Genomic DNA, 22983 nt, shown 5'->3' with positions numbered 1-22983 from the left:
GTGGGTTTTTGCCGGATAAAAAGGAAGGTAGTGAAGATTTATGATAGAAAAAATTGAACAGAATATCTTTGGTCACTTTAAGTATCTTCCTGAAGCTGCAAAATTCAGTGTAAAAACAGATCAGGATCTTACAATCATTAACTGTGGTTTAGGATCTTCAATGTTCAATATTGTCTGTGGCATCCCTATAGAGCAAGATAATTTTAATCGAACAATTCAAAATGTAATAAATGAATTTAAAGGCCAACCTTTTGCCTGGTCGATTAGCCCATCTGCTTTATCAGAAGTATTGAGTAAAAAATTGCTGGAATGCGGTTTTATAATTGAGGCCACAGAACACGCCATGTTGTGCGACTTAACTAATTATGAGGATAATAAATATGATACTAATCAGCTTAGAATAGCACAGGTATTAAACTCACGTCAGCTTACACATTTTATTCAAGTGATTGAACTTTATGATGTAACAGCGTGTGATTTTTATGAAAAATTTGAAGAGCCAATGTTAAATAAACAAGAAAAACTGTTTGTTGGGTATGAGAATGATGTTCCTGTTATAATTTCTATTTTATTTAGTCACAATGACACAGCTGGAATCTTTAGTCTGATAACGCAAGAGAATAAAAGATGCCTTGGGTATGGAACACAGATGATGATTTATCTCATGAATACTGCTAAAAGAAATGGTGCAAGATATGTAACTCTCTCTGCTTCAAGTGATTCGGGATATCGAATCTACGAACGTTTAGGATTTCAGACATTTGGCCAATTTGAATGTTTTGAATGGAAGGGCTAAATATAAAAATCTACAACTTCTGGTCGGAAAGGTGATTATGGAGGTTTATCATTTGTATTGGGAGGTACTATATATGAGCAATTCAAGCAAAGAAAATTTCAACGAAGGTTTATTATGTAATGAGAAAAAGGTGCGCCTAAAGAGAAGCGCACTTTTCTCATACCAGTATTCTTATGCACAAGTTCCATTCGATTGACGTGTTTGACCGACACCACATTTGTCCTTACACACGGTACCTACCATTTCTTGATTAGAACTACAGTGCAGACAAGCTCCAGCTACACCTGGCGCTATTGTTGAAACAATTTTAGGTGCACCGAAAAACACAGCAGTAAATGCACCAAGTGCAAAAAGTGCTGGCCATGGCATTCTGCCAAATATCGCAAGCATTGCTGCACCAATTATCACTATTGTGATCATCGGGCCACCTATACTATGGGTATAGTCTACTATTTTACATATCACTCCTGCCGTTTCATCAGCATTTGCATCAAATGCAAAGGAGAAAATCAAGGTTACAATTAGAACGTTTAAAAATTTTATCATTATGCCTCCGATAATTTCTGTTTCACAGATGATTATCTTTCACTTTGATTAAATTTAAGTAAATAATAGGAGCTTTAATTTGTTGCTTCTGCCATTCAAGTAGCGAACGCTGACAATTTATTACTAGTAATTTCAAGGTCCTGCTTTAAATGTACAGTTCAGAGTATGTTAGTTAAATCAACTTAGATAGGTAAATAGCAGCTTTGCAACCTGTTTTTATAAATGAAGACAAGGCGTTATAACAAAAAGCATTTTCAGCGTTATGTTCAATTGCAATATCTCGGTGCTCCAATTCCTCATCGCGAAATTTACTTACTGTCTCTTTTAACTCCCCATCTTCCAGATGTGAAACTTGCTCTTTATAATGCTCTCCTATCACTTCCTCAACTGCAGCGGTACAAGCCATAGCAGCTTTTTCACCCATAACTGCAGTTGCAATACCAAGTGACACTCCTAAAACATGCCAAATTGGCAACAAAGCAGTGGGACGAATTTTTTGTTCTTTGATTTTCTCATTAAAATAATGAAAATGTTTTTTTTCCTGCTCTTCCATTTCAATTATCTCATTAATTATAGAAGATTTTTTGAGAATAAATTTTTGACCGGAATAAATACAAATAGCCCCATACTCTCCAGCATGATTGACTCTTATTGCTTGTTCTAAAAAATTTCCTTTTAATTTATTAATGTTGCAGTTTTCTTTTTCCAATATTCCCTCTACTTATTGTGTTTACTATGTATCAGTATTACTATAAATAAACATATTATAGAATAAATAAAATTCCATCTAGCTATAGGAAAGAGATCTAATATTGTGTTGGCTTTCTAAGCCATAGTTGAAGTTTATATTAAGAGGCCTGGTCAATAAGAATTCACATACATACGAAAGACTGATAACATTATTTAAATAGAAATGTTATTGTAATTATGCCAAAACGCACAGATATAGAATCTATATTAGTAATAGGAGCAGGACCAATAGTTATAGGTCAAGGATGCGAGTTTGATTATTCAGGAACTCAAAGCTGTAAAGTATTAAAAAGTGAAGGTTATAAAGTTATTTTAGTGAATTCAAATCCCGCAACTATAATGACAGACCCTGAGTTTTCCGATGTCACTTATATTGAGCCAGTGCTGCCTGAAATCATAGAAAAAATTATCATTAAGGAAAGGCCAGATGCAATATTGCCAACGATGGGTGGACAAACTGCACTCAATTGTGCAATGAAACTTGCAGATGATGGAGTGTTAGATACATATGGTGTAAAACTAATCGGTGTAAATAGAGAGGCAATTAAAAAAGCGGAAGATAGAGAGTTATTTCGCCAATCCATGGATAAAATAGGGCTGAAATACCCCAAAAGCATCATTATAAAAAATCAAGAACAAATAAAAGAAGCATTGGATTACGTTGGATTACCTGCAATCATCCGCTCATCATTCACCCTTGGCGGTGCAGGTAGTGGTATAGCGTACAATAAAGAGGAATTTTTTAATATTGCAGAAAGTGCTCTCAAAATTTCACCAATAAATGAAATTCAGATAGATGAGTCAATTATCGGCTGGAAAGAATACGAAATGGAAGTCATACGTGACTGTAAAGATAATTGCATAATAGTGTGTTCAATAGAAAACGTTGATCCAATGGGAGTTCACACAGGGGATAGCATTACAGTTGCACCTGCTTTGACTTTGCGCGATGCGGAATACCAGCAAATGAGAAATGCGTCTATAGCAGTGCTGAGGGAAATTGGTGTTAGTGCCGGTGGTGCAAATGTGCAATTTGCAGTGAATCCTAAAGAAGATGGAAGCCTTGTTGTAATTGAAATGAATCCAAGGGTCTCCCGCTCTTCTGCACTTGCTTCGAAAGCCACAGGCTATCCTATTGCAAAAATTGCAACTAAGCTTGCTATCGGCTATTCACTTGATGAAATACGCAATGATTGTGCTCCAATAATACCAGCAGCATTCGAACCTGTGATCGATTACATCGTCACTAAAATTCCTCGATTTGAGTTTGAAAAATTTAAGGGAACAAACTGTGAATTATCAACTTCCATGAAGTCAGTGGGGGAAGTTATGTCGATAGGCCGCACTTTTAATGAATCACTGCAGAAAGCTTTCCGCTCACTTGAAACAGGGCTCACTGGACTTGATGAAGTGTTTCCTGAAAACACTGATATTGATCACATAAAATCTCAATTGGCAAAATTGCTGCCAAATAGGTTGTTAATTGCTGCTGATGCAATGCGTCACGGAATTAGCATAGAAGAAATAAATTCAATTACAGGTTATGACTTGTGGTTTTTGCAAAATATACAGCAAATTATCTTAGCTGAGCAAAAGATCAAGGAGAATGGTCTTCCTGAGACTGCATATAAAATGTTAGAGCTAAAAAAGATGGGATTTTCGGATGCAAGGCTTGCAAAATTGAGTAATAAAAAAGCCGAACAAGTCGAGAATGTTAGGAAAAAATTTGGCATCAAACAAGTTTATAAGCGTGTGGACACCTGTGCAGCTGAATTTGAATCTAGCACTGCTTATATGTATGGATGCTATGAAGGTGAAGAATGCGAAGCAAATGTTACAGGCAGAAAAAAAGTTGTAATTTTAGGTAGTGGTCCAAACAGAATTGGGCAAGGAATAGAGTTTGACTATGCATGTGTGCATGCAGTTTCTGCTGCCAAGGAAATGGGATATGAAACAATAATGATTAACTGTAATCCTGAAACTGTTTCAACTGATTATGATACCGCTGATCGCTTGTATTTTGCGCCGCTAGTTGTAGAGGATGTTCTGGAGATACTAAATAAAGAGCAAGAAAATGGTACGCTGGTTGGGGTGATTGTTCAAATTGGTGGTCAAACGCCTTTGAAATTAGCAAAAGTGCTGAATGAACGAGGTTTTAATATTTTGGGTACCTCTTTTGATTCTATAGATCTTGCAGAAGATCGTATGAAGTTTAAAAATCTTGCTTTGGAGTTGAATTTAAAACAACCTGAAAACTCTATCTGTCATTCAGTAGAAGAAGCATTAGTCAATGCAGAAAAAGTGGGATTTCCATTGGTGGTCAGGCCATCCTATGTCCTTGGTGGTCAGTCTATGTCAATTCGGCATGATATTGATAGCTTCAAAGAGTACGTACTTGATCAAACTAAAATCTTTGAGCATGGTTCGCTGCTTCTTGATAAGTTTTTAGTCAATGCAGTTGAGGTTGATGTTGATGCTATATGCGACGGAGAAAAAGTATTCATCGCAGCAGTTATGGAGCATATTGAAGAGGCAGGAATTCACTCTGGTGATTCAACATGTTCAATACCGACAAATACATTAAGTAGTGAAATTATAGAAGAGATCAAGCTACAAACTGAAAAAATAGCTCTTGCATTAAAAGTAGTCGGCTTAATAAACATTCAGTTTGCTGTTCAAGAGAACGATGTGTACATACTTGAAGTAAATTTACGAGCTAGCCGAACCATTCCTTTTATTTCCAAAGTAATTAACATTCCGATTGCAAAACTTGCCACTCAAGTTATTTTGGGTAAGAAATTAAACCAGGAAAATAAACCTTTCGGTCACTTTGCAGTTAAAGCTGCTGTTTTTCCATTCACCCGCTTTGCAGGAGTTGATACTTTACTTGGGCCTGAAATGAAATCAACAGGAGAAGTGATGGGTATTGACTCATCATTTGAAGCTGCACTTGCAAAAGCACACATGGCTGCAGGATATAAATTACCAACCGAAGGAGCAGCTCTGATTTCAGTAAAAGGTGATGATAAGGAGTACATATTACCAGTTGCAGAAATGTTAAAAGAGCTGAGTTTTGAAATATATGCGACAAAAGGCACTACTTTATATTTAAACAATAATGGTATTCCTGCAAAAGCGGTAAATAAAGTGAGAGAAGGAAGGCCGCACATAGTTGACATGATAAAAGATGGGAAAATAAATTTAGTAATTAACACTTCAAAGGGTGTAAAATCAGTATCAGATAGCAAAGACATCAGGAGAGCTGCTATTTTGCAAAATATAGCTTACAGTACCACAGCTTCTGGAAGTAAAGCATTAGTTCTTGCAATTGAGTACATAAAAATCAATAAGCTGGAAGTTAAGTCATTACAGGAATATTTCAGATAGAAAACATAATTTATTGCCACTGTTAATATAAAGACTTGCCATCTTTAACTTTTATGCCTAAAATAGCCTGTATTGATAGATCATTAGGTGAGGCCTATGAATCCAAGGTTAAAAAAATTCTAATTGTTTGTGGGTATATTTTACTGTTTTTTGCAGCTCTTTACGCTTTGTTTTACTTATATTACTTTTATGGACTGCTTTATAATGTAATATACAATTTTGTACTTGCAAAAACTGCTAGTGTAATATTAGTATTCATTGCTGCTGAAGTTGTTACTCCTCTTATAGTAATTATTACTTCTCTTTTAATTATTGGGATACATCTTATATGCTCCTATTTTGCAGCAAAAATTTCTTGTAATTATCAATCATTTAAAAGTGAAAGTAATGATTTCAATTTTTCTGAAGTATATAAAGATCCAACAATAGGATTAAAAGATAAAATTTTATTTTTTTTAATACATTCAATATACTGCATTCAATTCCCATTTTTATATCTTGCGTCACAGGTATCAAATAGTATGACTTCAGAATATGCACAAGATGGGAGAATAATAATATCTCTTATGGTAGTACACTCTATATTAATAATTCCAGTAGCAATTCTTGAGCTGATAAAATACCCACTAATAAAACTCTTTTCACCTTTGGGCTTGAATGTTAAACAACTTAGTTTTTTATTCAACGTGAGCGATGTAGGAACTGGCGGTCAAAGTGTTCATACGAGTAGTTTTGAACACAGTATTGTCCAATGTGCTCAAGATCTAAAGCAAAAATTTGGTGCTCAGCCAAATGTACTGAATAAAGAGTTTGAAAATCACATAAATGATTCAAGTGAGCTTACAGCTGCGCAGAAAGAGTTGTTAAACTTTATCTTAACTTTAACGGCTCTAATAAAGCAGCTTATAGTGAATCAAAAACTAAATTAACACTCACACAAGCTGCAAACTTAGTTTTAGCTGCAGCTAAGAATCAAAAATTAGATGTAGACTTACTAAAGTGTATGTTGCTAATGCGTTTACAAGAGGGAAATGGTGCATGTCATCTAGGAATGTTTAATCGTATAATTTACTCGCTTAGTTGTTTAGAAGCAAAAAACAACTTTACAGTTGAAGTGAATTCTCAAGTATACGAAAGAATGCCAAGCATTACAGAAGAATTCCTAAGGAACTATAAAGGTAAAAAGCTGAAGGTTTTAAAGGACAATTTTAATAATTTCTATTCTGAAGGTGATATAGACCCTGAAGTAAAGGATAGCATCGATGAATCAATGAAAGAAGCAAAGCAATTTGTCTTTAACAAGCTGTATGTAGATTACTATAATAGGTATGGGCAAGAGGTTGGAAGAGGGTCTATAAAGCAGAAATTAAAAGAATTAATTACAGATGGTGATATAAAAGAAGCAATAAGCGCTGTGATAGATGATGTAGAAATTCCTGCAGAACCTTCTACTTACTTTGAAAAAGTAAAAGCAATGTTTGGAGGTTGTGCAAAATTTTCTACTGGTTGTAGTGCTCCTTAAGTAAGTTGAATGTTGTGACGAGTGTAGGTTTTACGCCATTCCTATGCTATAACAAACCATCATCTTGCTGCTTGTTAGCGGCTGAGATACCGCGGGTAAACCGCGGCCCAAGTATGTACAGATATTAAAAAAATATGAACTCACTGTGTAGCTCAATATCATCTTCAGATGTAGGAGAGTGTTGATCATTCATTAACTTTGTATCTTCAGGATCAATTTGCTTCAATTCTTCTATACCCTTTATTATTTTATCTAAATTATCTCCTTCCCTTATATCTTTCTCCAATTTACTTGCTATATTTGTTAATTCATCGCTGAATTCATTAAGTCTTTCGACCATTTTTACAAATACTTTTTTAGTGGCTTCGAGAGCAAGATCGTGCATAAATGGGGAAACCTTGTCTAACGACTTTATTCCTTCGAATAGTCCTTTTACATCTCCTTTCTGTATAGCTTTTTCAATATCTTCCCCTTGTCCTGCTGTTCGAGAACTGCGATTAAGAGCTTCTATTAACGTTTTAAATTCTCCTTTAGAAGAATTAATAACATCCTTTACTACAATTTCTCCATGAGTATTTTCTAATCTTTTTGCACCCTCTAACATTTCCCCCAAATCATTCTTTAGTAATCCTTCGTCAATTTTTTCTGCTCCAGCTTTTGCTTTTTCAGCTGATCTGATTGCTAAGTCTATAAGCTCTTCACTAGTCGTTTCTAATACTGATTTCTTTTCCTCGGACGATTTCCCAGAAAATCTGCTAGTCAGTTCATCTACTCCTGTTACTAATCCAGGAGCACCTGCCTCGCCTATTCCTGTTAATACTTTTTTGGTGCGGTTCCGATGTCGTGAAATCGTGATGGTTAAATTCCATCCACCATAACATCTGGTTGAAATCGTTACCCACATTTTAAGGAATTGGCAACCCCTTAGGATGCAAGCATGGGTAAAAAGGGAGTAATATCTAATCTTGTGATAAATCCCTCCCAAGAAGAGTTAGATATGGTTACGAGAGAAACTTATGTCTGAATTGTCGTAATGTTTATATGCGAAATAAGGTTGATACGTATAGACCAATAAGGTACGGAAAAATGGATGATTAGAGTTAATTAGTCTAATCAAGATGTTTCCGATTTCCCGGCAAATAGTAAGGACCTAAGTCTAACGCGAAACGGTTTTATGGAACGGAGTAACCACATGGAAGCTCTTACTTATTCTTTATAAGGATAATTAAGTAGGTAGCCAACCGCAAGCTTCTGTGTGGAGGGATTGTCTAAGAAGCTAATGCCTAAGGTAATGCTTAGGATACGCAGACGTAGACACTGTATTTGGAGGGTAAAGTTGTGAATAGTAGTGAATATGTTATGGGCCAACTAAATGTTAGGTATGAATGGGACACAATTCCTTGGCGTAAGCTAGAGAAATATGTGTTCAAGCTACAAAAACGAATTTACCGAGCTTCTAAAAGTAATGATATCAAAAAGGTGCACAACCTTCAGAGACTATTACTCAGATCAACAAGTGCTAAATTGCTATCTGTTAGAAGAGTAACTCGGGATAACAGGGGTAAGAAGACTGCAGGAATTGATGGAAAAGCTAACCTTAAGGAAAAAGAAAGACTGCAATTAGCATATTCTTTAGATATAAAGGAAAAAGCCAAACCATCAAGACGTGTTTGGATTTTGAAGCCTGGAAAAGCTGAGAAAAGGCCGTTAGGCATACCCACTATTTCAGAGCGGGCGAAACAGACACTTGTTACTAAGGCACTAGAACCAGAATGGGAAGCTAAATTTGAGCCAAACACGTATGGTTTTAGACCAGGTCGATCTTGTCATGATGCAATTGAAGCCATATTTCAAATATTCAGAAGAAAGACAGCATTTGTTTTAGATGCCGATATATCTGGATTCTATGATAATATTAACCATAATGCGTTGCTGAAAAAACTCAATACCACACCAAATCTAAGGAAAATCATAAAAGGATGGTTGAGAGCAGGTGTTATGGAAAATGAAATATTTAAACCAACTGAAAGCGGTACAATCCAAGGAGGAACAATTTCTCCTTTACTGGCTTGTATTGCTTTATATGGTTTAGAAGAACATTTGAAGGATTCAATTGCAAGAGATATACAAAGTACATTCAAGAAAAATAGACAGGGTAAGACTTACAGAGAAGTAATTAAAAGATCTATTAGCGTAATAACTTACGCCGATGATTTTGTGGTATTACATAAAGATGAGGAAGTTATCCGTAAGGCAGAAATTCTAATTAAAGAATGGTTAAAAACTATCGGATTAGAATTAAAGCCATCAAAAACGCAAATTTCCCACTTGTTAAACCCTCTTAAGAACAAAAAACCAGGTTTCGACTTTCTTGGATTTACAATACGACAATATCCCAAAAAACAATATAAGAGAGGATATACGTTGCTAACTAAACCAAGCCGTAACTCAATTAAGAAGCATACACTGGTTATTAAAAATGAGATCAGAAGGATGCGTGGAGCACCTCAAGAAGCAGTAGACCCCATGCGAAAAGGTAAAAAACAGATGAAAAACATTAAAAAGCATGTAAAATGAAAGTTTTAGAAGAGGGAAGATGGCAATAAGTTACGCAAAAGTTTCAAAGACCCAGTATATTTTCAGGCAATTAACGGGTCTGACAACAGAAGAATTTGAAAAAATTGTGGCAAAAGTGCGTCCAGAGTGGGAAAAAATGGAGGCGAAAAAGAAATGTCACGGAAGAAAATCGCATGTTGAGGAGCTAGAAGACAGGATTTTATGTGTTCTAATTTATTACAGAACGTACATAACGCATCCATTTTTAGGGTTTTTGTTTAATTTGCACAACTCAAATATTTGCCGACTTTTTAAGAAAATGTAGCCATTATTGGCCAAAAAATTACTATAAAAAAGGATAGAACGCTGACGCCAGAAAGGATTTTAAAAATTTTAGCAGACGTCACGGAGCAACCGATACAGCGGCCGAAAGACAGCAAAAAACGTAAGAAAAGTTATTCCGGAAAAAAGAAAGCAACCACAATAAAAACCGAAATTGTGATCGAGGGAAATGGGCAAATTCTGTCGATTTCGAAGTCGCATAGAGGTCGAATGCATGATTTTCGCATAAGGAAACAGGAAAAATTGTTGGCCAAAGATAGCATAAAATATGCCGATTCTGGGTATCAAGGTTGGCAAAAACTGCAGAAAAACGTTGTGATTCCGTACAAAAAACACCGTAAAAAGCCACTAACGGAGGAGCAAAAGGAGCATAATCGGAAGCTGGCATCGTTCAGGATGCGTGTGGAAAATAAGATTCGCGAGATAAAAATCTTCAAAATAATGTCAAATGTTTACCGCAATTTTCAGAAGAAATACAACATGAGATTTAATATTATAGCAGGAATTGTGAATTTGAGGCATAGTTTTTAATAATTTTTGGGCTGGGGATTTCTTACCAGATTTTATCAGCAACTTGCTTCACGTTGTTTCGCAGGGGGGCTAGTAATAAAAACCCTTAGCCCTATTATTAGAGGATGGTGTAATTATTACTCTTCAGGAGTATCAAGCAAAACTTTTGGTTTATTGGATAGTATCATGTTTAGAATGCTTTGGAGATGGGCGGTACGTAAACATCCAAATAAGGGAAGATGCTAGATAAGGAAAATGTACTTTAGAAAGTATAAAAACGACAATTGGAGGTTTATGACAAGCAATGGAATATATCTTATCAAATACGCAGACCATGCTATTAAGCGGCATGTCAAGGTGATTGGATCCAAATCCCCATATGATGGAGATTGGGTATATTGGGGTAAACGTTTAAGTAAGGTATCAGACAAGCCATCACGAGTAATAAAGCTTCTGAAAATGCAAAAAGGTAGATGTGATTATTGTAAATTATATTTTAGATCTGATGACGTTATAGAAGTACATCACCGGGACGAAAATAGAAGCAATAACAACATTAAGAATTTAGCCATGATGCATGGACACTGCCATGATTGCTTACATTAAAAGTATGTATGACAAACACCAAATTACAGAGGAGCCGGATGATGGGCAAACTATCAAGTCCGGTTCTGAAGTCAAGGGGAGAAGGGTGACTTTCTCTCCTTAGATAACAAATTTCCTTCTGCTATTCCCTCTCCGAATTTTGCGAATCCATCTATAAATGTCTTCCCAGCGTTTGTAAAAAAGTCACCTACATCATCAAAAAATCCATATGCAACAGGACTATAAAATGCTGAAGATTGATTAAAAGGTAAGGCTTGAGTTTCATTCGATATATTATTTTCTTCTGTTAAAAATGTTAATGTTTTTTTTACATGACCGTTATGTACAGAGTGAGTTTTTATTATTTTTGTAACCATAATATATACCAAATTAACAACTATTAACAGTCTAACATGAAATTGTTAACAATATATCAATTTTAATATAAATATTACAACTTAGTCGCTTATAGCCTTTGGTACTACAAAATATCCATGCTCAGGCTTTGTATTGGATAATATCTCCTCTTTAATGTTCTGAGAACCAACCACGTCATCACGACGTATGTGAACATCCTCATCAATGCTGCCGTAACGTATAGGAAAAACGCCTTCAGTGTTAACTTTTAGCAAAATATCGTGTATCCAATCAAGCATTGTCAGCTCTTTAGAGTAGTATTCAATCTCATCATTTGATAGCTTAATTCTTACAAGCTGCGCGATTTTAAGCATTTCTTCTTTGGTAATTGTGATTTTTCTCTTATTTACAAATTCTATTAGCGAAGTAATTATATCTTCTGTCGATTTAGTGGGCATCTTGACCTCCTTGGGTTTCTAACATAAAGTTAGCTAAAACATTTGCAACTGAAACAACTTCTATTTTATTAGTTTTTCCAAATTTTGGAAGTATAGTGTCTGTAATGATCAATTTATCCAGAGCAGAAGAAGAGATTTTGTCAACTGCACTGCCTGAAAGCACTCCATGTGTAATGCAAGCAATTACAGACTTTGCTCCATTATTTTTAAGTGCAAGTGCTGCGTTGCATAGAGTTCCTCCAGAGTCAACTATATCATCAACAATTATGCAGTTTTTATTTGCAACTTCTCCTATTATGCTCATCACTTGAGATGTGCCTGCTTTCTCTCTATATTTATCCACTACAACGATCTTATCACTTAATTCTATGTTGTACTTTTCTTCCAAAGTCTTTGCAAAAGCACGCGCTCTGCCAATTGCTCCAACGTCTGGTGCGATGATTGCTAAGCTTTCTTCATGTATTATAGATTTAACAAATACTTCAAAACAGCTCAAATTAGCTACTGGCACATTAAAAAAGCCCTCAATTTGATTTGAATGTAAGTCAACAACTGCAACACTATTCGCACCTGCAGTTTGAATAAGATTTGCAACAAGTTTAGCACTCAAAGCAGATTGCATACTATCACTTTTAATAATCCTATCTTGACGGCTGTATCCATAGTAGGGAATAATTGCTGTTATCCTCTTGGCTCCCGCTTTTTTTGCTGCATCAATTATAAGGAGAAGCTCTATAAGGCTATCATTCACAGGAAAAGAAATAGATTGCACTATATATATTTCTTTATTATAGAGATCATTTGCCACTTCAACATTTATCTCACCATCTGCAAACTTTGATACCCGAGATGGAAATGGTTGAATGCTCAGCTCATTAACTATCAATTCCCCTAATTCTTTACTAGCATTGCCTATTATTACCTTCATAATGTATTAATTGAGTTTTTAGATTATACATAAATTATCAGATGATTAAAGTGTAAGTTGATAGACCTATTTACCTTGTCATCCCAGTGCGTGACACTGGGATCCAGTAAATTTATTCATTATATTGGAAAGATCTATATGATGAAATTATTAAATAAGAAAACTGGATTCCAGTGTCGTAGCACTGGAATGACAGGGGAAGGGCTACTGGAGTGACAGGAGGGGGCTATGACAACAGTAAGGATAGTTTGGAGAAGCATCTAATGATTAATGAGGAGATAGTAAAAGAGCATTTAAAAAAAGTTATAGAGCAAAAAAGCGGTAAGGATGTTATTGCACTTGGCATAATATCTTCAATTATTATTAAAGCAGGGTACGTTAGTTTTGCACTTGAAATTGACGGTAACACAAAAGAAAACGAAGAATTAAGAAAAAATTGTGAGCAAGCTGTTAAAGCCATATCAGGGGTAACAAAAGTAACCGTAGTTGCCACCAGCAAAAAACAAGCCGTACAACAAAAAACTAAATTACATATTGAAGGAGTTAAAAATATAATTGTTGTTGCTTCTGGAAAAGGGGGGGTGGGCAAATCCACGGTTGCGCTAAATCTTGCTCTTTCACTTACAAGATTAAAGCATAAAGTTGCACTGCTGGACGCAGATATATATGGTCCTTCAATTCCTAAAATGCTTGGTGCTGAAGAATTGAAGCCAGAGATACTAGGTGGTAAAGTCATACCTATAGAAAAGTATGGACTTCACACTATTTCAATTGGCTATTTCATCGATAAAGATCGCGCAGCAATATGGCGTGGACCTATGATTACAAAAGCACTTTACAATTTGCTGACGGGAACAAAGTGGTCTGATATAGAATATTTGATAGTTGACACACCGCCTGGAACCGGGGATGTGCATCTAAGTCTGATGGAAAACTTTAACTTAACTGGAGCAATAATAGTTTCAACTCCGCAGGAACTTGCTTTGATTGATGCGCGTAAAATCTACGATATGTTTACAAAGCTCAGTGTGCCAGTTATTGGTATCGTAGAAAATATGAGTTATTTTATTCAGAACAACTCAAAAATATATATTTTTGGAAAAGACGGTGCAAAAAGAATGTCTGAGGAGCTAAGCACCAAATTTTTAGGTAGTATCCCTATAGATCCACAAATATGCTATGCTTCTGATGTTGGAGATCCTTCAATTTTAAGTCAGGATTTAGCAGAGATTTACGATGATGTTGCTAAAGGTGTTAGATGTACAGCGTCAAAGTAGAGGGAGTTTGCTTAAATAATCAGTTGACTATTTGCATTGGTATGTTAAAAATTTTTACAAGTGGCGGGCGTAGCTCAGTTGGTAGAGCGTCAGTTTGTGGTACTGAATGTCGCCAGTTCGATCCTGGTCGTTCGCCCCATTTTCTTACAAAAACGTATTAAATATGAACAAACTGATATTTCGTGCTTTACTCACATGATAAAAGTATATTATACCCTTATCATTTACTTTGGAAAGTACTATAGTCCCGAAAGAAGTCTAATCCCACATATTGTACTTTTTTATTTACGGACAAGCTCTGAGGGGAAAACTCAATATTAGTTTGCAAATGGTTATTCTTCCCTTTTCTGCATTGCTATTGAGAAGATTTTAAACAGGTTCTAAGACTATTGACGGCTTTTTTCATATTTTCAGCTTTGAATATCGCTGATCCAGCGACTAAGATGTCTGCACCTGCTTTTATTATATCAGGTGCATTGGTAAGACTAATCCCACCATCTACTGAAATTTGCGTTTTAAGATTGCGCTCCTGTATCATTTTTTTTACAGCAGATATCTTATTCAATTGCGAATAAATAAACTCCTGTCCCCCGAAACCAGGATTGACTGTCATAATTAGCACAATATCCAGCTCATGTATTATATATTCAAGCACACTTGGGTGAGTTGAAGGAACAATTGAAACTCCAACCTGAATCATTTTTTCTACATTGTTTATATTTTTATATGACTTTATTTTTTTTACCATCCTTTCAAGATGTATTTCTGCCTCCGCATGTATAGTGATTGTATCGGCACCTGCATTTATAAAACTTTCAACATGATCACCAGGAGAATTGATCATCAAATGTACATCAAAAGGAAGATTGCTGTATTTGCGTATTGCAGAGATAACGTTTGGGCCAATTGTAATATTTGGAACAAAACTTCCATCCATAACGTCTATATGGATATAATCTGCATTTAAGTCATTAACTCTTTTGATTTCCTCTCCTAATTTTGCAAAATCTGCTGAAAGTATAGAAGGTGCAATTTTAATACCCATAGAACGTATTTTTTTACCAAAATAACCTATTTTTGAAACTATTTCATCCCTGTAACGGACTTCTTGCAACCCCAATTCTGGATGCATAGCACCTCATGGGTATGCAACAAAACCATCCAGAATTGGGGTTTCTAGCTCTTTTTTACTGTTTCATACTTCATTTTTCTCACCTTAAAACTCTTAATTATAGGCCTTTTTTGGTTTTATGCTAGTTTCGAAAGAGGCCTACTCTATGCAGTCAAAAAACCCTGTATTTCCAATCTCTACTTTGTTGATTAATCCGCCACTGGGGTTTATGAGGTTTGGTATAAGCTCCATTTTCATTCCGCGTGAACCTTTGACTAGAATTACATCATCATTCTGAATAATTTTAGTTAAATCATCTTTCAGTTGATTAGAATCATCAAAATGTATGCCCTTTATGTTGCTAGGTAAGAGTTTATGAAGTTCTAACATAAACTTACCTACTGTATAAACTTTATTTATATTGTGCCGTAGGATAACCTCAAGCAATTCTATATGAAATTTTATACTTTCATCACCCAATTCTAACATATCACCAAGTAATGCTACCCTTCTTTTACCAATGTATGTACCTAAAACTTTTATTGCAGCTTTCATTGAAGCGGGACTAGCATTATAGGAATCATCAATTAAATATATCTGTTTCCCATCATATTTGGTACTATAAGCATTACCCCTGCCTTTTGTTACATTGAAGTTTTCGAGCGCAAGTGGTAATTTTGATAAATCAAGCCCTAAGCTCTGCACAACTGCAGCAACAGCCAGTACAGAGTAAGCAAAATGCTCTCCTTGAACATTTAAATTACAATTTACAGTTTGATTGCTACTCAATCTAATTTTTAAACTTAATCCATTACTTCGCCTTAGGTCCAATAAACAAACTGCAGCGTCCTGATGTCTACCGAAAGTTACTATATTTTTCAACTTATCAGTGGTAGACAGGTCTATTACATCACCCTCTGTCATCCCAGTGCTTGACACTGGGATCCATCTTTCTTTTTTTTTAGATTCCAGCTTCACCCGCTGGAATGACACAGAAAGTAGGTCTGTTTCATCACTCTCTGTCATCCAAGTAGCTTGACTACTCGGATCCATATTTCTTCTTTGCTGGATTCCAGTGTCACGCACTGGAATGACACCAAGGTTACTTACTGGTTTTTCACTCAAATAATGATTCTGCAACAAGAAGTTTAATAAATAATCATAATATTCACTATCTTTATTCAATATCAAAGTGCCATTGCTTTTCAGGCCATGCAGAACCTCCAATTTTGCTTGCGCAATATCAAATAGCGATGAAAAATTTTCAGTGTGTGCAGGCTCTACATTAGTAATAACCGCAATATCTGGATTGCAAAGCTTTGACAATTCTTTTATTTCTCCAGCTCTATTCATTCCCATTTCAAGAATTAGGTATCGACAATTTTCTGGGGCTTTTAGCACAGTTAAAGGCAATCCTATATTGTTATTTAAGTTACCATCATTTGCATGAGCTAAGCCATATTGGGATAAAACAGTGTGCAGCATATCCTTCGTAGTGGTTTTGCCGACACTTCCTGTGATTGCAATCACTTTAGCAGATCTAAGAACGTTTCTAATGTAATATGATGCCATATCGTGCAAAGCTTTTAATGTATCTTTCACAGCAATAAGAGGGAGATCTTTGCATTTATCCTCACTTACTATTGATGCAGAGGCCCCTTTTGAAAAAGCTTCATACAGAAAATTATGGCCATCAAAATTCTTTCCCTTAAGTGCAATAAATAAGTCACCTTTTTTTATATTCCTAGTATCTGTTGAGACACCTGAGCATATCCAATTACAATGGCCTATTTTTTTACCGTTAGTGGCGAGAATAATATTGTTCGCATTCCATTTAAACATACAATCGCTGATGAGGTTAGGTAGTCATTGTATACTTTTTTGGGGGATAAGGTCATCTAATTCCTTACCTTAATTACCGCTTTTGAGAATGTAAATTCATGCTATAATCAAGTCTTTACAGCTGGTAAATTGTAGTGCAAAGAAGTAAAATAAGAGTAGAAATAAAAAAATTGTCACACGGAGAAGACCTGCCTTTACCGTCTTACGCGACTATGCAGAGCGCTGGTATGGATCTTTATGCTGCACTGAGTACCCCTGTTGTTTTAAATTCATTTGAAAAGCTACTTATTCCAACTGGAATTGTGATTGCAATACCAAATGGTTTTGAGGGGCAAATCCGCCCTCGTTCTGGTCTTGCTGCAAAAAATGGAATCACTGTCTTAAATGCTCCAGGCACCATAGACGCTGATTATCGGGGAGAGGTGAAGGTTTGTCTAATTAACCTGAGTAAACAGCCCTACGAGATAAAAAGAGGAGATAGAATTGCACAAATTCTTATTACTCCAATACCTCAGGTGCTCTGGAATGAAATAGAAGAGTTCTGCACAGAAGAAACTGATCGCAATGAAGGTGGCTTTGGTTCAAGTGGTAGGTGAAGTTTCATGCTTGCCAATTATTAAATGAAATCGGCAATTTATTGCTTTAGAATTTTTTAATTATTGCTTTTGGAATTGATAAGAGAAAAATTTCTCTCAACTTTTTGTACAATTTTATGAAAATGATCAAAATTTAAGCTTGCACTACCGATTAAAACTCCAGATAAATTTGAGATACTTAACAAATTTTCTATATTTTCTGAATTTACTGAGCCACCGTATATAACATGCTGTTTACCAGTACAAAATTTTATTACTTCTATTACTTCAGCAATTGAATCGTTACTTGGTACATAGCCTGTGCCTATTGCCCATATTGGTTCATATGCTACAGTGTATTTACCATGTGTCGGCAAACGGCTTTTACATTGATGTTCTATTATTTCCTTTGTTCTTCCATTCTTATAGTCTTCTAAACTTTCACCTACGCAAATAATTGGATGTAAGCCAGACTCTATTGCTGTTTCTGCCTTAAGCTTTACTTCATTGTTTGTTTCGTTAATTCTTTCAGAATGCCCAAGTATCACATAAGTACACCCTAATTCTTTTAGCATCTCTACACTAATTTCACCGGTATAAGAACCAGATTTTTTATGATGACAATTCTGTGCTCCTATACTGATGTTGTTGTGCAGCTCTACATCGCCGGGAAGTGACGTAAAAGGTGGGCACACTACCAACTGAGAGGTGACTTCACTGCTCCTACTATTAATTTTTTCTATAAAATCAATAAATGAGGTCCTCGTTCCATTCATCTTCCAATTTGCTACTATTAAAAAGGACATTAACTTTATTTATATATAGATTGAGAGTGCCGGCTGTCGGACTTGAACTGACAACCTACTGATTACAAGTCAGTTGCTCTACCAATTGAGCTAAGCCGGCGTTAAACATGTTAATAATATACAATCATCGATGAATTGTAGTCAATTAGTTTTTAAAAATACTGTATAATTAAAAACATGAAAAAAATTTTATTGAAGCCAAAAAAGAGTCTAGGACAAAATTTTATTTTATCAAGTGAGATAACAAAAAGAATAGTTGATTCGGCTGGCGATTTAGAAAATTTTAATGTTATTGAAATTGGTCCTGGATATGGTGCATTAACAAGTGAAATATTGGCCCGTAATCCAAAGTTTTTACTAGCTATAGAAAAGGATAGCAATTTAGTGAGACATCATGATCAATTCCTAAATGAGCATCAAGAAAAGTATAGAATTATAGAGGCAGATGCACTGCACATTATAGAAGAAGAGTTAATAGAGCCTCCGGTAAAAGTTATTGCTAATTTACCTTATAATATCTCGGTAGCGTTATTTCTAAAGTGGTTAAATAACATAAAATTTTTTACGAGTTTGACACTAATGTTTCAAAAAGAGGTGGCAGATCGCATTATAGCAAAGCCCAATCCTAAAGATTATGGGTCGCTATCAGTACTAAGTCAGCTATTATGTGACATAAAAAAAGAATTTGACCTTGAACCTAAAGATTTTTTTCCAAGACCAAAAGTGCACTCTTCAGTGATTACGGTAAATCCTTTATCTATTCAGAGGTTTCCAGTAAATTTAGAGGCTTTAACCAGATTAACACGCACTGTTTTTGCTCAGAGAAGAAAAATGCTAAGAAATAGCTTGAAGAGCATCGTCAATAATACTGAAACCGTCCTTGAAAAGGCTGAGTTAACTGGAAATGAACGTCCAGAAAACTTAACTATTGAGCAATTTTGCTTGCTGGCGAGTATAGTACTTTCCAAAGCAAATGATAACTGTATAATGACCATTTAGGCATGTAGGAAAAGTGATGGTATACAGTGTTGATTTAAGAGAGAAAGCAGTATCTTTGGTTAAAAAAGGAAAGCCAAAGGAAGAGGTTGCAGAACTTTTGGAGATAGGAATAGCAACGTTATACAGATGGCTAAAAAAGAAGGCTGCAGGTGAGAGCTTAAAACCAGCAAAAATGAGTGGTTTTATAAGAAAAATAGATCCAAAAATGCTGAAAGAGTATGTTAAAAAACACCCAGATCAGACGCTAATGGAGATGAAACAAAACCTAGGATTTGGGATAAATTCGATCTGGTATAGGCTGAAGCAGTTAAAATCACAAGAAAAAAAAGACCACGCTTTACCGAGAGCGGAACCACGAAGATAGGCAAAAATTTGTCGAAAAAGTTGCCAAAATAGACCATGAAAGCATTGTGTATATAGATGAAGCAGGAGTCGATAATAGGCTATACCCAGAATATGGAAGAGCTCCACGAGGGGGAGAAAATTTATGCAGACATTACGGGCAAAAAACGCGAGAGAATCAGTATGACAGGTGGGTGGATTAAGAAAAATTTTATTGCGCCCATGACCTTCACTGGAGGGTGCGATAAGGATGTATTCAATGCGTAGCTGGAGCAAATATTGCTACCAAAGTTGCCTGTTGGTACAACTATAATTATGGATAATGCTGCTTTTCATAAAACCGCTAAAACAAGGGAATTAATAGAATCTATAGGTTGCTATTTGCTCTATCTTCCTACGTACTCACCAGATCTGAATCCAATTGAGCATTGCTGGCATACGATTAAAAGCTGGCTCAGGACTCGCATGCATCAGCAGGATAATCTACACCTTTTGGTTGGTAAGGCGATTATGGAAGTTTATCACTTGTATTAGAAAGTACTATAGTTGTATTTTATATCCCTCCAAATAAAACTTTATGCACTACTTGTTAACCGAATCTGTATTAATGTACTGTGAACAACGGATTTAATTAGTCATATAATAATATTTTCTTGACCTGTATTAAAAAATTAGTTTATATATTATTAATGTAATAAAAATGGTATTAATATTATGATAGATTTTATGGATTTTATAAATGACAATAATGATTTTCTTGAGAATAACTCTAGCTATGAAGTATGTAGCACTATAGAAACTGGTGGTTATGCTAATGATTGTAGAACATGCAAAATGAAATATGAAGGAAGTGAACCTGTGTTTAAGTATTTTGGCTATTGTTATGGCTCTAAGGAAGGTGCTATATCTGGGCTCGATCCTGGATATCCTTGCTCAGGGATTATCACAAAGCTGCATCCAAACTCTCTAACAATAGAAAGGATTAGTTATGCAGGAAGCTTCAAGAGCACAAAGATATACAAAATAGATGAAGAAAAAAGCTATTTTTCTCAGGAAAACAATGAATTAGCCATTTATACAACTCTAATGAATGGTGATATAATTGATCCATCAGAAAAACTTTCTCTTAATATTAAAAAGCAGACTTCATGGTTCGATTCATTTCTTAAATGGTTGGGAATAAAATAAACCTTCAAAGAGGAGATTCATCTTTATGTTCCTGCTTTCTTAGCGGGGCTCCGAAGCTGGTTAGAGCTATAATTAATATTTAAGTAATGATATTGGATACACACTCTATTATATGGTCAGCATTGATATTAAAATGCTCATACAGCGTTTTGTAAGGCGCAGATTCCCCAAAACTTTTCATGCCAATAAATATACCATTTGAGCCTATATATTTATGCCAACCCATTTCACTTCCCGCTTCAATTGCAACTTTAATGCTGTTATTGTCTAATATTGATGCTTTATAATCATCACTCTGCTCATCAAAAAGCCTCCAGCATGGCATTGAAATAACCCTCACGCCTATTCCTTTTTCCTGCAATTTTTTTCCTGTCTCAACTGCAATTTCAACTTCGGATCCTGTAGCAAATATTGTCACTTCCAATTTTCCTGAATATTCACATAAAATATATGCACCAAATTTTGATAAATTAGCAAATTGATCAACATCAGAATGGAATTTACGTAAATAATTTAAGTTCTGTCTTGAAAGCGCAAATAATGCTGGGGATTCTTTTTTTTCCAATGTGATACTGATGCATTCTAAAGTCTCAATAGCATCGGCTGGTCTAAAGACATACAAATTTGGTATAGCACGCAAGGAAGCTAAATGTTCTACCGGCTGATGAGTTGGCCCATCTTCACCAACACCAATTGAGTCGTGAGTCATAACATAGATAACTTGTTGTTTCATCAGAGCTGAGAGGCGTATAGCAGGACGACAATAATCGGAAAATACCAAAAAAGTTCCACCATAGGGCAATACACCACCATGGAGAGCCATTCCGTTCATACACGCTGCCATTGCGTGTTCTCTTACACCATAGTGAACATAAGAGCCATTATAATTATGACTATCTATTACCTGCATGTGTTTATATTTAGTGCAGTTTGAACCAGTAAGGTCAGCTGATCCACCAATTAGCTCTGGCATAGACTCAGTTAAAAGTTCCATTACTCTGCCAAAAGAAGATCGTGTGCCTTCGTTTGGCGTTAACTCATGTATTTGCTTCTTTAGGTTGAATAAAGCGTTGTTGATGTTATCTGGTAAGCACTTATCGAGCCTTCTTTGAAGTTCCTCTGTCATCCGAGTAGCGGACACTGGGATCTTTTTGACTGTTCCCATCCACGCATTTCTTATATCTTCTGGTACATGAAATGGTTCATAATTCCAATTTAATTCTTTTCTCATTTTGGCTATGTCTTCATCTGCAAAAGCGCCACTGTGAGCAGAAGATGTGCCAGCACGGCTTGAAAATTTCCCGATAATAGTTTTGCAGCAGATAAGCGATGGTTTTTCCGATTTTTGTGCTTCTTCTATTGCAAGTGATATAGCATTAAAATCGTGCCCATCAATTTTATTAACATTCCATCCATATGCAAAAAAGCGTTCTTTCACATTCTCGGAGCAGGAAAGGTTAGTAGCACCATCTATAGAGATGTCATTATCATCAAAAAGAGCTATGAGCTTGTTCAATTTAAGATGCCCAGCAAGTGATGCTGCTTCATGACTTATTCCTTCCATAAAGCATCCATCACCTAGCATTACGTAAGTGTAATGATCTATTAAATTATCTCCAAACTGCTTTTTAAGTATCGACTCAGCAAGCGCCATACCAACAGCAGCGGCAAATCCCTGTCCGAGCGGACCAGTTGTTGCTTCCACTCCTGGGGTAAGCCCAAATTCTGGATGACCTGGAGTTTTGGAACCAAGTTGCCTAAAGTTTTTCAGCTCTTCTACGCTGATATAGCCTGTAAGATATAATATTGAGTATAGGAGCATTGAACCATGACCGTTTGACAGAACAAAGCGATCTCTATTGAACCATTTAGAACCATCAGGGTTATGATTTAGATATTTAGCAAATAAAACAGTTGCAACATCTGCCATTCCAAGCGGCATACCTGGGTGCCCAGAGTTCGCTTTTTGTACTGCATCAATTGACAAAAAACGGATGGCATTCGCCATAGATTCTAAAGGTGAATGATTCATGTGTTAATAGAGAAACCTAAAAAATGAAGTATAAGGCATTACACCAGCAAAAACAAGTTGACACTGAGTGTTAA

General features: G+C 35.7%; 24 protein-coding genes, 2 tRNA genes and 1 pseudogene. 16 read left to right on the top strand and 11 right to left on the bottom strand.

Translation table 11 applies throughout. From position 1 onward, the window contains the following. Window positions 1–40: 40 nt before the first annotated feature. Window positions 41–796 carry a GNAT family N-acetyltransferase gene (locus tag AAGD89_RS05295; RefSeq protein WP_341808038.1) on the top strand — a complete coding sequence of 252 codons (756 nt, stop codon included), beginning with the start codon at window positions 41–43 and terminating at the stop codon, window positions 794–796. A 171-nt stretch (window positions 797–967) separates the two neighbouring features. Here AAGD89_RS05295 and AAGD89_RS05290 read toward each other — a convergent pair whose 3' ends face one another. Together AAGD89_RS05290 and AAGD89_RS05285 are read right to left on the bottom strand one after the other, a co-directional pair. Continuing rightward, window positions 968–1342 (bottom strand): TrbC/VirB2 family protein, encoded by a 375-nt coding sequence (locus AAGD89_RS05290; RefSeq protein ID WP_341808037.1) that lies wholly within the window; start codon window positions 1340–1342, stop codon window positions 968–970. Between the two features lie 172 nt (window positions 1343–1514). After that, on the bottom strand, window positions 1515–2051 hold the full coding sequence (locus AAGD89_RS05285; protein WP_341808036.1) for a demethoxyubiquinone hydroxylase family protein: 537 nt from the start codon (window positions 2049–2051) through the stop codon (window positions 1515–1517). A 218-nt stretch (window positions 2052–2269) separates the two neighbouring features. Here AAGD89_RS05285 and carB point away from each other — a divergent pair, with 218 nt between their 5' ends. From carB to AAGD89_RS05270, 3 genes are all read left to right on the top strand, one after another. After that, complete coding sequence (gene carB / locus AAGD89_RS05280) at window positions 2270–5479, top strand: carbamoyl-phosphate synthase large subunit (protein WP_341808035.1); 3210 nt, start codon at window positions 2270–2272, stop codon at window positions 5477–5479. A gap of 53 nt (window positions 5480–5532) precedes the next feature. After that, window positions 5533–6408, top strand: a complete 876-nt coding sequence (locus AAGD89_RS05275; RefSeq protein WP_341808034.1) for a hypothetical protein — start codon at window positions 5533–5535, stop codon at window positions 6406–6408. Window positions 6409–6482: 74 nt separating this feature from the next. Continuing rightward, window positions 6483–7001, top strand: coding sequence for a hypothetical protein (locus tag AAGD89_RS05270; RefSeq protein ID WP_341808033.1), 519 nt, complete (start codon window positions 6483–6485; stop codon window positions 6999–7001). 124 nt (window positions 7002–7125) lie between these two features. On the opposite strand, the gene AAGD89_RS05265 is transcribed toward AAGD89_RS05270, so the two are convergent. Next, window positions 7126–7905, bottom strand: a complete 780-nt coding sequence (locus tag AAGD89_RS05265) for a hypothetical protein (RefSeq protein WP_341808032.1) — start codon at window positions 7903–7905, stop codon at window positions 7126–7128. A gap of 434 nt (window positions 7906–8339) precedes the next feature. Here AAGD89_RS05265 and AAGD89_RS05260 point away from each other — a divergent pair, with 434 nt between their 5' ends. From AAGD89_RS05260 to AAGD89_RS05250, 4 genes and pseudogenes are all read left to right on the top strand, one after another. Then, window positions 8340–9578, top strand: a complete 1239-nt coding sequence (locus AAGD89_RS05260) for a reverse transcriptase domain-containing protein (protein WP_341808031.1) — start codon at window positions 8340–8342, stop codon at window positions 9576–9578. A 19-nt stretch (window positions 9579–9597) separates the two neighbouring features. Next, window positions 9598–10430: pseudogene (locus AAGD89_RS05255) on the top strand (transposase). Window positions 10431–10436: 6 nt separating this feature from the next. Beyond that, a complete protein-coding gene (locus AAGD89_RS07320; RefSeq protein ID WP_410541845.1) occupies window positions 10437–10655 on the top strand; it encodes a group II intron maturase-specific domain-containing protein in 219 nt (72 codons plus the stop codon). 48 nt (window positions 10656–10703) lie between these two features. After that, complete coding sequence (locus AAGD89_RS05250; protein WP_341808030.1) at window positions 10704–11015, top strand: HNH endonuclease signature motif containing protein; 312 nt, start codon at window positions 10704–10706, stop codon at window positions 11013–11015. Between the two features lie 71 nt (window positions 11016–11086). Here AAGD89_RS05250 and AAGD89_RS05245 read toward each other — a convergent pair whose 3' ends face one another. From AAGD89_RS05245 to AAGD89_RS05235, 3 genes are all read right to left on the bottom strand, one after another. Further along, window positions 11087–11371, bottom strand: coding sequence for a hypothetical protein (locus tag AAGD89_RS05245; RefSeq protein ID WP_341808029.1), 285 nt, complete (start codon window positions 11369–11371; stop codon window positions 11087–11089). An 81-nt stretch (window positions 11372–11452) separates the two neighbouring features. Continuing rightward, on the bottom strand, window positions 11453–11809 hold the full coding sequence (locus AAGD89_RS05240) for an Asp-tRNA(Asn)/Glu-tRNA(Gln) amidotransferase subunit GatC (RefSeq protein ID WP_341808028.1): 357 nt from the start codon (window positions 11807–11809) through the stop codon (window positions 11453–11455). Then, the gene (locus tag AAGD89_RS05235; protein WP_341808027.1) at window positions 11799–12737 is read right to left on the bottom strand and encodes a ribose-phosphate diphosphokinase; all 939 of its coding nucleotides are present in this window, start codon (window positions 12735–12737) and stop codon (window positions 11799–11801) included. The genes AAGD89_RS05240 and AAGD89_RS05235 overlap by 11 nt, the downstream gene beginning before the upstream one ends. A 263-nt stretch (window positions 12738–13000) precedes the next feature. On the opposite strand from AAGD89_RS05235, the gene AAGD89_RS05230 reads away from it, so the two are divergent. Both AAGD89_RS05230 and AAGD89_RS05225 read left to right on the top strand, forming a co-directional pair. Next, window positions 13001–14014 carry an Mrp/NBP35 family ATP-binding protein gene (locus tag AAGD89_RS05230; RefSeq protein ID WP_341808933.1) on the top strand — a complete coding sequence of 338 codons (1014 nt, stop codon included), beginning with the start codon at window positions 13001–13003 and terminating at the stop codon, window positions 14012–14014. 63 nt (window positions 14015–14077) lie between these two features. After that, window positions 14078–14153, top strand: a tRNA-His gene (locus tag AAGD89_RS05225). Window positions 14154–14369: 216 nt separating this feature from the next. Here AAGD89_RS05225 and rpe read toward each other — a convergent pair. Both rpe and AAGD89_RS05215 read right to left on the bottom strand, forming a co-directional pair. Further along, window positions 14370–15059, bottom strand: coding sequence for a ribulose-phosphate 3-epimerase (rpe, locus tag AAGD89_RS05220; RefSeq protein ID WP_341808932.1), 690 nt, complete (start codon window positions 15057–15059; stop codon window positions 14370–14372). Between the two features lie 225 nt (window positions 15060–15284). Next, a complete protein-coding gene (locus AAGD89_RS05215; RefSeq protein WP_341808026.1) occupies window positions 15285–16967 on the bottom strand; it encodes a UDP-N-acetylmuramoyl-tripeptide--D-alanyl-D-alanine ligase in 1683 nt (560 codons plus the stop codon). Window positions 16968–17101: 134 nt separating this feature from the next. Between AAGD89_RS05215 and dut the strand changes: the two genes are divergently transcribed. Next, window positions 17102–17563 (top strand): dUTP diphosphatase, encoded by a 462-nt coding sequence (gene dut / locus AAGD89_RS05210; protein ID WP_341808025.1) that lies wholly within the window; start codon window positions 17102–17104, stop codon window positions 17561–17563. A gap of 56 nt (window positions 17564–17619) precedes the next feature. On the opposite strand, the gene AAGD89_RS05205 is transcribed toward dut, so the two are convergent. Both AAGD89_RS05205 and AAGD89_RS05200 read right to left on the bottom strand, forming a co-directional pair. Beyond that, complete coding sequence (locus tag AAGD89_RS05205) at window positions 17620–18348, bottom strand: triosephosphate isomerase (protein WP_341808024.1); 729 nt, start codon at window positions 18346–18348, stop codon at window positions 17620–17622. A gap of 27 nt (window positions 18349–18375) precedes the next feature. Next, window positions 18376–18448 (bottom strand) — tRNA-Thr (locus AAGD89_RS05200). Window positions 18449–18525: 77 nt separating this feature from the next. On the opposite strand from AAGD89_RS05200, the gene rsmA reads away from it, so the two are divergent. The 5 genes from rsmA to AAGD89_RS05180 all read left to right on the top strand — a co-directional run bounded on the left by rsmA (window position 18526) and on the right by AAGD89_RS05180 (window position 20877). Further along, window positions 18526–19347 (top strand): 16S rRNA (adenine(1518)-N(6)/adenine(1519)-N(6))-dimethyltransferase RsmA, encoded by an 822-nt coding sequence (gene rsmA / locus AAGD89_RS05195; RefSeq protein WP_341808023.1) that lies wholly within the window; start codon window positions 18526–18528, stop codon window positions 19345–19347. A gap of 16 nt (window positions 19348–19363) precedes the next feature. Next, window positions 19364–19711 (top strand): IS630 transposase-related protein, encoded by a 348-nt coding sequence (locus AAGD89_RS05190; RefSeq protein WP_341807926.1) that lies wholly within the window; start codon window positions 19364–19366, stop codon window positions 19709–19711. A gap of 56 nt (window positions 19712–19767) precedes the next feature. Beyond that, a complete protein-coding gene (locus AAGD89_RS05185) occupies window positions 19768–19956 on the top strand; it encodes a hypothetical protein (RefSeq protein ID WP_341807927.1) in 189 nt (62 codons plus the stop codon). A gap of 48 nt (window positions 19957–20004) precedes the next feature. Beyond that, window positions 20005–20223 carry a transposase gene (locus AAGD89_RS07315; protein ID WP_410541844.1) on the top strand — a complete coding sequence of 73 codons (219 nt, stop codon included), beginning with the start codon at window positions 20005–20007 and terminating at the stop codon, window positions 20221–20223. Window positions 20224–20403: 180 nt separating this feature from the next. Continuing rightward, window positions 20404–20877: a hypothetical protein gene (locus AAGD89_RS05180; RefSeq protein ID WP_341808022.1), complete on the top strand. Its 474-nt coding sequence runs from the start codon at window positions 20404–20406 to the stop codon at window positions 20875–20877. Between the two features lie 79 nt (window positions 20878–20956). Here the strand turns inward: AAGD89_RS05180 and tkt are convergent, their stop codons facing one another. After that, window positions 20957–22909, bottom strand: coding sequence for a transketolase (tkt, locus tag AAGD89_RS05175; RefSeq protein ID WP_341808021.1), 1953 nt, complete (start codon window positions 22907–22909; stop codon window positions 20957–20959). Window positions 22910–22983 lie beyond the last annotated feature (74 nt).

This window comes from Wolbachia endosymbiont (group E) of Neria commutata (genome assembly GCF_964026735.1).
GTDB lineage: Bacteria > Pseudomonadota > Alphaproteobacteria > Rickettsiales > Anaplasmataceae > Wolbachia.
This window is presented reverse-complemented; position numbering and strand designations above follow the sequence as displayed.